Below are 9191 nucleotides of genomic sequence, written 5' to 3'. Positions count from 1 at the left end.
TCGCCCATACTGGACTGATTACGGCCTTCGGCCTCCCAAGGGAGCATGGAAAGTCAACGATCAGTTCTTTTTTATTTCCACTGTATGCGACTTTATATGATAAATCACAGTTTACACTGATCATATCAGCCACAGAACAGATTGCATTGCCGTTCCTCGATATGATCAAAGATGAGTTAGAAACGAATACGATGCTGATTGAGGATTTTGGTATTCGTAAAGGAAGCCGCTGGAACAACAATGAGATTTGGCTGAAGAGTAAAGGTGGACTGGACTCCTGCATTATGATTCGTGGGATTGACGGTAGCTTGAGAGGTATTCACTATAAGCATCATCGTCCTGCGCTGGTATTGATGGATGATTTGCTCAAGGAAGACACCGCACGATCCGAATCCAAACGAGAACAGATTAAAAATACGTTTACGGATGTCATTCTTCCTATTGGAACAAGGGACACCAATATACTGATCTGTGGAACGATTCTCAACGAAGAAGATATCATGGCTGATCTGCTCAAGGGTAAAATCCCTGGTGTGCGAAGTGTTCGTAAAGCAGCCGTGCTTCAGTTTTCAGAGCGTGATGATCTGTGGTCAGAGTGGGAGCGACAATATAATAATCTCCAAGACGAGGATAGGATCAATACGGCTTTGTCTTTCTTTATGGCCCATGAAAAAGAAATGCTAGAGGGTACGGAAATCCTGTGGAGCGAGTATTTGGACTATTACTATTTGATGTGCAAGAAACAAGCCATGGGTGAAAAGTCATTTTATAAAGAGCTACAGAACGATCCGCGCTCAACCGATGAATACATATTCCAAAATCTCATGTATTGGGACAGGCTACCTGAGTTTGATGAAATGGAAATGGCGATGTATATTGATCCAGCGATTAAAGCCGGGAAGAAAAATGACTATTCTGCGGTTTCGATTATAGGTCAGCACAGAAAGACGAAGCAGATGTACGTGATCGATGGCACTATCTATAAACTGTTGCCGGATGATTTGTTTCAAGTAGCGATTGAAAAATTAAAGCTTTATCCTGTAGATAAGCTAGGATTTGAAGTCAATCAGGCACAAAGCTATATGAAGCAAAAGTTTGAAGAAGAGTTATGGAAAGCGAATATACATACACCCGTAGAAAGTGTGCATTCCAAGGGGCAGAAGCATGAACGAATTATTAGCTTGGAGCCAGAAATCAAGAAAGGTCATATTCTGTTCAATGCAGATAACATTCGATATAATAATCAGATAAAGGATTATAACCGAAACTGCCAATATGATGATGCACCGGATAGTTTGTATGGTGCTATTCAATTGATTCAGTCGGTCAAAAGTCTGAAATTTTATGATCGTAGTTTGCTATTTTAAAGAACCTATTAAAGCTATAATACCAACAATGGAATTGAAGATTAAGTATATTTGTCGAGTAGCTGGAGGATAAAGAAATGATGTATCAAGCTGAGTCACTATGGCAGCGTATTATTGAAAAAGGGATAAGCCAGGAAGCGGATTTTGAAAAGAAATTGAATCTACAAGTCGGTGCAAGAGATGAAGATTTCCAAATACTCGAAAGTACGCTTGGCATCAAGCTTCCCGAAGAAATGAAAAATTTTTATAGGGTACATAATGGGCAAGATTGGAAGGTGGGAGTTAGTTCTTTCGTAAGAAATTTAACACTTTCCCCTATTGCTCAAATTATCGATAACTGGAAGTTTATTCAGGGAGAATTTGATCCAGACGATTTGGAATTGGATGCCGATAATGAAATCAGGCCTTGTCTTTGGAATCCTAAATGGGTACCAATTGCAGAGAACGGTGGTGGGGACTATCTCTGTCTTGATACAGATCCATCCGAAGCGGGAGTTGTAGGACAAGTACTATACTTTTGGCACGACTGGGGAAACCGTTCTGTAGAGGGGAACAACCTATATGAATTCATTGAAATTTGTCTGGAAGAAGAGGATTGAATGAATTATGTGCGTAAACTAGAATTTAAACTTCTTAGCAGAATAGTTAACTAAGGAACTGCCTTTTTAAAGGGCAGTTTTTTGATATGTGTAAAAATTAGTGGAAATATGACATTGTTATTTTGAAAGGAAGAGCCTATTTGCAAATTACCGAACAAATCATATTAGAGTGTCTAAACGAACTCCATTCGACTGCATTAGCCAAACAGAAATATTCAGATTACTACAATGGTCAGCATGCTATTCTTAAAAATTACGCCATGCAAGAAAGTCGAAGCAATCAAAAGCTCATCTTCAATTTCCCTCGTAAGTTCGTAGATAATGAAGTGGGCTATCTGCTTGGAAAGCCAGTAAACTATGTGTCCAAGTCAGATCAGGACGCAGCTATACATAATATAGATGTACATATGAGTCATTGGGATAAAGAACATAATCTACAGCTTCGGAAACAATCTGAAATATTCGGTGAGAGCTTTGAATTGAACTACATCGACTCAGATGGTCAGTTTTCAGCCACCGTATTATCCCCTTTGAATGCCTATGTGTTGGAAGATGGAACAGCAGAAAGAAATGTACTACTTGGCCTACATAAATTTACGAGAAGGTTTGATAAGCAAGTGTATCTGGACGTGTATACCGACCGTGAAATCTTACACTATACAATTAGTAGTGATAATAAAAACAATCAAATGAAGCAAAATCAATCACCCGAATTAAAATATATCGGCAAACATAATCACATCTTTGGAAGAGTCCCGCTCATCTCCTGTCCAGCCAATACGGAGAGAAAAAGTGGCTTCCATGATGTGATTTCTTTATTTGATGCCTATAACGCATTGAATTCTGACTTGGTCAATGAAATTGCAGATCATCGCAACGCCTATCTTGTGATTGAGAATGCAAAGCTGGAAGCTGAAGATTTATTGAATATGAAGAAGATGGGCATTATTCAGGTTCCGGCTGGGGGGAAGGTAAGCTGGCTTACGAAGGAGATTAACGATTCTTTTGTGAAAAACGAGTTGGACAATATTGAACGCAAAATTTTCGATATGATGGATCAGGTCAACTTTAATGAAAACTGGGCCAGTAATACGTCTTCCTTAGCGCTGAGAAACAAGCTGCTTAATCTGGAGAATCGAGTGGCGATGCGTGAAGCGTTGATGGAAAAAGCGATCAAGCAGCGGGTACGTAATTTCTTCACGTTCCTGCACATTAAAGAAGGCGTTCAATACGATTACCGGGATATTGCTGTGAAGTTTACTCGCAACTTACCGACAGATTTGGTTGGGATGGCAGATGTAATCGTTAAATTGCAGCAAGTCGTATCTCAGGAAACATTGCTAACACTGTTACCGTTTGTAGAGAATCCCAAGCTGGAATTCAATAAATTTCATTCGGAGCAGCAACGATTAGGAGATGTAGGTAAGGAGAAATCGAATGCAGAATAAAAATAGGATCAAGCGGCTCGTGAAGAATAGCTGTGCTTGTTATCTCGGAACGAAACATGGCATCCCGAATTATTGCTGTTTACAAGATGGCCCATGTGTATTTTTCGCTCAAGAAGATGCTCCACTTCGATGTACCTATTTTGAAAATGGAGTGCTGCCAATAGACGAGAAGCTGGAGCGAGAATATACGTCTGAGCGGAATATAGAATCTGAATTTAAAACAGCGCAACCGAGGGTGAACTGTCAGAAATGTAAGGCTACTTTTTCAGCGAATTCGAATCGGCAGAAATATTGTGATAAATGCAGAGACAAGAATGCAAACGAAAAGACGAAATTACGGATGCGTCAGATGAGGAAAAAACAGGCTTGATGTTACGCTTTAGAGGTATAAAAAGCCCAATAAACTAAGGGAGAAAAACAACCCAAAATGAGGAGTTGGTATGTTTGTGCCTATTTCTCGTTTTTACGGTTTCTAATGCGTAACATCATTGTAGCAGGTATGACGTTAAACGAATTGAACATACATATACGTGTTCGAAAGCTCGAACCCAAACAGACTCGGTGTTACGCTTTAGGCTGTCAAAAATCCAAATGAAATAAGGGTTAAAAATACCTAAAAGTGGGGAGTTGGTATGTTTGTACCTTTTCCTCGTTTTTGTGATTCCTAAAGCGTAACATCCCTGTCCTAAGCATGACATTAAACGGCTCCATACATACATACGTGTTCGGTTCTACAGAGTCGAATGGGCAATAAAGGAGATTAATGAAAATGAATTTAGAACAAGTAAAGCAGTTGATTGAGGAAAACCAAACGAATGAGGAATGGCAAACGTATCTTCAGGGTTTGAGTCCGTATAGCGTAGAAGGGATAGAGCAATTCATTCAATCTAATCATGATGCAAAAAGTTGGTTCGATAGCACGGTGGACAAACGATCCGCTAAATCGCTGGAAACGTGGAAAGCCAATCATTTGGAAAGTGCAGTAGATGTTGAGATCAAGAAGCGATTCCCGGCTAAAGATGAGAAAGAAATCGAAGTCGAGAAGCTACGAGCCGAAGTGGAAAATATGAAGCTAGAGAAGCAACGTGAACGGCTAACCAGTCAAGCAATTAAAATTGCATCCGAAGAGAAACTTCCACTCCCGTTAGTGGATTTTTTTATTGGTGCGGATGAAGACACAACGACAGCGAATTTAACTATGTTGGAACAATCGCTGCAACTAGCTATACAACAGCAAGTCGAGCAACGACTCAAAGGGGATGGATATACACCTCCTCCGAATTCAACAGGTAGAACATTTACATTGGATGCGATTAAAGGAATGTCCCCCAACGAGATTAATCAGCATTGGGATCAAGTCAAACAAGCATTACAAAACAAACAATAATCAATAGAAAAGGACAGGGTGATTAGATATGTCAGTACAGAATTTTATTCCTACCATTTGGAGCGCACGTTTAAATGAAAGTTTGAAGAAGAATTTGGTGTACGGTAATGTGGTCAACACCGATTATGAAGGTGAGATTAAAGGTCAAGGTTCCACAGTGAAAATCAATTCGATTGGAGCGGTGACGATTGGCAATTATGACAAGGTAGCTGGAATCGGGAATCCACAGGAACTGGATGCTACGCAAAAAACGTTGGTGATCGATCAGGCGAAGTATTTCAATTTTCAGGTGGATGATGTCGATGCTGCACAAGCGAATGTGAATCTACTGGATGGTGGAATCGTGGAAGCTTCGTATGGACTCGCCAATGTAGTGGATCAGTATCTTGCTGGATTCTACACAGAGGTCAAAGCTGAGAATACGATGGGCAATGATACAACGCCTATAACCTCCACGAAAGATACAGCCTATGATTTGCTGATTGATCTTGGCGTGCTGCTGGATGAGAACAATGTGCCTGAAAGCGAACGTTTTGTGGTGGTTCCTGCATGGTACTATGGCTTGCTTTTGAAGGATGCACGCTTTACCAAAGACTCGAATATTATCCGCACAGGTTATGTGGGAGATATTGATGGCATGACCGTTTATAAATCCAACAATGTGCCGAATACCACAGGAGCCAAGTATAAAATCATCGCAGGTCATAAGAGTGCGATTTCGTTTGCTGGACAAGTGGATTCCGTGGAAGCATTCAGACCAGAGAAACAATTTTCAGATGCGGTAAAAGGATTGCAGGTATTCGGAGCTAAATGTATCAAGCCGGAAGCCCTCGCTGTACTCACGGCCAATAAGTCCTAATTAAAATAGGATGATATGAGAACACATTATAATAGAAGAAACACGTTCGGGGTGTCCGTTTTGGATACCCTATTTTTCATTTTTGGAGGGTGATAAGATGTGGTTTTTGAATCAGGAAACAGGATGTATATGGGAAGTCACAGATCAGGAGTTAATGCTGCGGTTACAGGCCAGTGGGCATTATGAGCAAGTGGAGGAACCTCAACCAGATGAGACTAAGCAAGAAGCAACCCAAACGAAAGCCCAAACTGTAAGAAATATGAAGCGTAACGAGAAGGCACAGATAAAGGAGGAACAGGAGGCAGCACATGAGTGATTCATTGAATTTACTTAAACGGTTATTAGGCATTGAACCAACAGACATATCGAAGGATGATATCCTGATCCACTATTTGAATAAAGCTAGAGGAAATATTTTTGGCTATTGTAATGTGGTAACACTGCCAGTGGAATATGATGAAGTCATGGTCGATTATGCGGTGTATCTCTATAAAAATCGGGATTCGGTTGGTTTAACCAATAAGCAGGAAGGTGAACGCTCAGCCACCTATGAAACGGGGATTCCGACAAGTATTCAACTTGCTCTTCCTCTGCCTAAAATCAAGGTCGGGACAGATTAATGTTCTATGATACGAAGTTGGAAATTTTGGATAATATCAATTTTACTCCTGTCCAGTTAATCATGGCAGATGTACAACCTTATCGCAAAAGCTTTTCCTTTGAAGATGGTTACACCTTGGAGACGATACATCGAGCTTTCTGTCCATTGGAATCCTTATTGCAGTCGAATGGCTATGTCCGAATTGGTGAGGATATTTTTATTATTTTGGATAAGAAGGAATGGAGTGATTATGTGGAGTTGTACCTGTATCGCTGCAAGCAGGATTTTGGTTTGGAGGTGGAGGAGTGACAAGGAGCCTAGAGCCGATGATAGATTTTTTCCTGCGAGAGAAAGGCGAGCTTGTACACATAAACGGTGTAAGACAGCTTGGTCTGATTCGAGATGCGACAAATAATATTCAAATGACCGATGAAAAAATTATTCGAGCAGCAACACCTTTACATACAGGAGATATAGTGGATTATCGTGATGAACGTTATTTAATTACCAGTCAGGTGGATCGAAATGAACAGTCTTGTCGAGGCAGAATGAAAAAATGTAATCAACGTGTGGCTTTAAACTGGAATGGACAGGTGAAATGGTTTGATGCTGTGGTAGAAGCTAGAACATTTTCAACGGAAACAGGTAAAGTTATCTCCATGCCAGAGGGAAATATTCTGGTTAGTCTACAGGACAATGCAGATACAAGGGGCATTACATTAAGCCAACGATTTTATATGACTCATCAGCCGTTTAAAATAGTTGGAATTGACCGCACAATGAATGGCATTATCCAGTTAAGCTGCACATTGGATAGCATGAATACAGCCTATGATGATGTGGAACATAACATTGCAGACAGATGGAAGTACGAGATTGCTCATACATATGCATTACATATTCATCAGGGAACGATAGCTCATGTGCCGATTAATGGAACGTTACCATTGAAAGTGACCGCTACGGATAATGGAAATGAGGTAGCGAATCCGGCGATTACCTATATATCCAGTGATCCGAATGTGGTTAGTGTAGATCAGCAAGGCCAGGTGATGGGTATCGCTTTGGAACAAGCAAGCATCACCGCAAAATTAACGTATCACCCTACAATATTGAGTACGATTGAAATGAGAGTCGTCGAAACGGGAACGCATAACTATTCGATAGCCATTACCGGCAATTCAGTTCTAAAAACAGGCCAAAGCGCCTCATACGTCAGTCATATCTATGATCATGGAGTGGAAGTATTTGACCAGTCGGTAGAGTGGAGCCTACGAAATCAAGATGATTCAACTCCTATCATGGGGAGCATGACAGCGAGTACAGGAAATAGCGTAACTATAAAAGCAGGAAGCAGTAGTGGAGCGAACAATAAAGCCCTTGTGTTGACGGCCACTTTAGTAAGCGATCCTAGCATTACCGCAGAAAAGAACATTAGACTTAAGAATTTATTCTAAGCTTTATATCTATCGGCTTGCCCTAGAGGTGAGCCATTTTTATTTCAAAGGAGCACATATATATGCAACGAAAATCTATTGATTATCTACTGAGTCTAAGCCTGTTAAAACAATTGAAAGCCCATAATGTAATTACAGAAGAAGAATTTATAGCCATTGACCAGCTCAATAAAAAATCTTTCAAGTAGCTATAACATGGGCAGAAATGGACTTGATGATGTGCCGCAAGCATTATACCATGTGACCGTATAAAGAAGATATCGAAGGGAGAAACACCTATGGCACAAGCCGCAACCGCAAAAAAAGTCGTCGTCGTTCCCATTAAAACGATGGACATCGTAGAAGGAATTCAATCGATTCAAAAGAAGAAAGTCGCTGCCTATTGCCGGGTCAGTACCGATTCCGAGGAGCAAAAGGAGAGCTATACCAATCAGGTGAATCACTATACTCAACACATTCAAAACAACTTGGAATGGGAAATGGCTGATATTTACGCAGATGAGGGCATCAGTGGAACCAACACCAAAAATAGAACGCACTTTAATCGGATGATACAGGATGCCCGAAATGGTAAACTGGATCTCATACTGGTCAAGTCGATTTCAAGATTTGCCAGAAATACATTAGATTTATTGAAATATGTACGGGAACTCAAAAGTCTCGGAGTGGCTGTATTCTTTGAACGAGAGAACATTAATACACTCGATACCACAGGCGAAGTATTGCTGACCATTCTGAGTTCTCTTGCACAAGACGAGAGTCGGAATATTTCTGAGAATAGTCGATGGGGCATATTACGTGGCTTCCAAAACGGCAAAGTCTTCTGTAACACGAACCGCTTCCTCGGCTACGATAAGGACGAGCAGGGGGAACTGGTGATTAACGAGCCAGAAGCAGAGATTGTACGCAGGATATATGAGGAGTATTTGGGTGGAAAAAGCTATCAGGCGATTGCTAGAGGATTGATGCGAGATCACATTAAAACAGTCACGGGTGGCGATACGTGGTGGGATTCCTCCATTACCTTAATTCTGACCAATGAGAAATATTACGGAGCTTTGCTTCAGCAAAAGACGGTAACGGTAGATTTTCTAACCCACAAACGAATAAGGAATCAAGGACAGGAGCAGCAATATTTAATTGAGGACAACCATGAACCGATTGTATCCAAGGAACTATTTGAAGCGGTGCAAAAAGAGAAGGCACGCCGTGCCAAGCTAAAAGGGAGTGTGATGGGGGAGAGTAAAAGATACTCCAGTAAATACGCACTGAGCAGTAAAGTATATTGTGGATGCTGTGGGGCCATTTTTAAACGACGAACCTGGAACAGCAATAATCCATCCAAAAAAGTGGTATGGCAATGCAAAACGTATGTCAATGAAGGTAAAGTAGCCTGTGATGCCAAATCGGTTGATGAGCAAGTTTTACATTCCGCGTTTGTACGATTGTTCAACCGGATGTATGAGAACAAGG

At 40.9% G+C, this 9191-nt stretch carries 11 protein-coding genes; all 11 read left to right on the top strand.

Annotation, left to right across the window (positions count from 1 at the left end; translation table 11 throughout):
- Positions 1–1367: phage terminase large subunit (terL, locus tag QD47_RS28465; protein ID WP_044649293.1), on the top strand; the 1367-nt coding region annotated here is incomplete at its 5' end.
- Between the two features lie 77 nt (positions 1368–1444).
- Positions 1445–1966, top strand: coding sequence for an SMI1/KNR4 family protein (locus QD47_RS28460; protein WP_044649292.1), 522 nt, complete (start codon positions 1445–1447; stop codon positions 1964–1966).
- A gap of 140 nt (positions 1967–2106) precedes the next feature.
- Positions 2107–3414, top strand: a complete 1308-nt coding sequence (locus QD47_RS28455) for a phage portal protein (protein ID WP_044649291.1) — start codon at positions 2107–2109, stop codon at positions 3412–3414.
- Positions 3415–4183: 769 nt separating this feature from the next.
- Complete coding sequence (locus tag QD47_RS28445) at positions 4184–4801, top strand: DUF4355 domain-containing protein (protein ID WP_044649289.1); 618 nt, start codon at positions 4184–4186, stop codon at positions 4799–4801.
- A 28-nt stretch (positions 4802–4829) separates the two neighbouring features.
- Positions 4830–5660 (top strand): P22 phage major capsid protein family protein, encoded by an 831-nt coding sequence (locus QD47_RS28440; RefSeq protein WP_044649288.1) that lies wholly within the window; start codon positions 4830–4832, stop codon positions 5658–5660.
- Positions 5661–5757: 97 nt separating this feature from the next.
- Positions 5758–5976, top strand: a complete 219-nt coding sequence (locus QD47_RS28435; RefSeq protein WP_044649287.1) for a hypothetical protein — start codon at positions 5758–5760, stop codon at positions 5974–5976.
- On the top strand, positions 5969–6280 hold the full coding sequence (locus QD47_RS28430) for a phage head-tail connector protein (RefSeq protein WP_044649286.1): 312 nt from the start codon (positions 5969–5971) through the stop codon (positions 6278–6280). The genes QD47_RS28435 and QD47_RS28430 overlap by 8 nt, the downstream gene beginning before the upstream one ends.
- Positions 6280–6570, top strand: a complete 291-nt coding sequence (locus tag QD47_RS28425) for a hypothetical protein (RefSeq protein ID WP_044649285.1) — start codon at positions 6280–6282, stop codon at positions 6568–6570. Before QD47_RS28430 ends, QD47_RS28425 begins: the two co-directional genes overlap by 1 nt.
- Entirely contained in the window at positions 6567–7718 is a 1152-nt protein-coding gene (locus QD47_RS28420; protein ID WP_044649284.1) for an Ig-like domain-containing protein, read from the top strand. Before QD47_RS28425 ends, QD47_RS28420 begins: the two co-directional genes overlap by 4 nt.
- Before the next feature lie 62 nt (positions 7719–7780).
- Entirely contained in the window at positions 7781–7906 is a 126-nt protein-coding gene (locus tag QD47_RS33820) for an SHOCT domain-containing protein (protein ID WP_268794281.1), read from the top strand.
- A 90-nt stretch (positions 7907–7996) separates the two neighbouring features.
- On the top strand, positions 7997–9191 hold a 1195-nt coding region (locus tag QD47_RS28415), incomplete at its 3' end, for a recombinase family protein (protein ID WP_044649283.1).

Origin of the sequence: Paenibacillus terrae (genome assembly GCF_000943545.1) — a bacterium.
Taxonomy (GTDB): Bacteria; Bacillota; Bacilli; order Paenibacillales; family Paenibacillaceae; genus Paenibacillus; species Paenibacillus terrae_A.
Note: the sequence above shows the minus strand (reverse complement) of the source record. Positions and strands in the feature narration are given on the sequence as shown.

Excerpts from the sequence above, each read along its gene's own strand:
- QD47_RS28460 (WP_044649292.1), top strand. The coding sequence starts at position 1,445 with ATGATGTATCAAGCTGAGTCACTATGGCAGCGTATTATTGAAAAAGGG.
- QD47_RS28445 (WP_044649289.1), top strand. The coding sequence starts at position 4,184 with ATGAATTTAGAACAAGTAAAGCAGTTGATTGAGGAAAACCAAACGAAT.
- QD47_RS28440 (WP_044649288.1), top strand. The coding sequence starts at position 4,830 with ATGTCAGTACAGAATTTTATTCCTACCATTTGGAGCGCACGTTTAAAT.
- QD47_RS28435 (WP_044649287.1), top strand. The coding sequence starts at position 5,758 with ATGTGGTTTTTGAATCAGGAAACAGGATGTATATGGGAAGTCACAGAT.
- QD47_RS28430 (WP_044649286.1), top strand. The coding sequence starts at position 5,969 with ATGAGTGATTCATTGAATTTACTTAAACGGTTATTAGGCATTGAACCA.
- QD47_RS28425 (WP_044649285.1), top strand. The coding sequence starts at position 6,280 with ATGTTCTATGATACGAAGTTGGAAATTTTGGATAATATCAATTTTACT.
- QD47_RS33820 (WP_268794281.1), top strand. The coding sequence starts at position 7,781 with ATGCAACGAAAATCTATTGATTATCTACTGAGTCTAAGCCTGTTAAAA.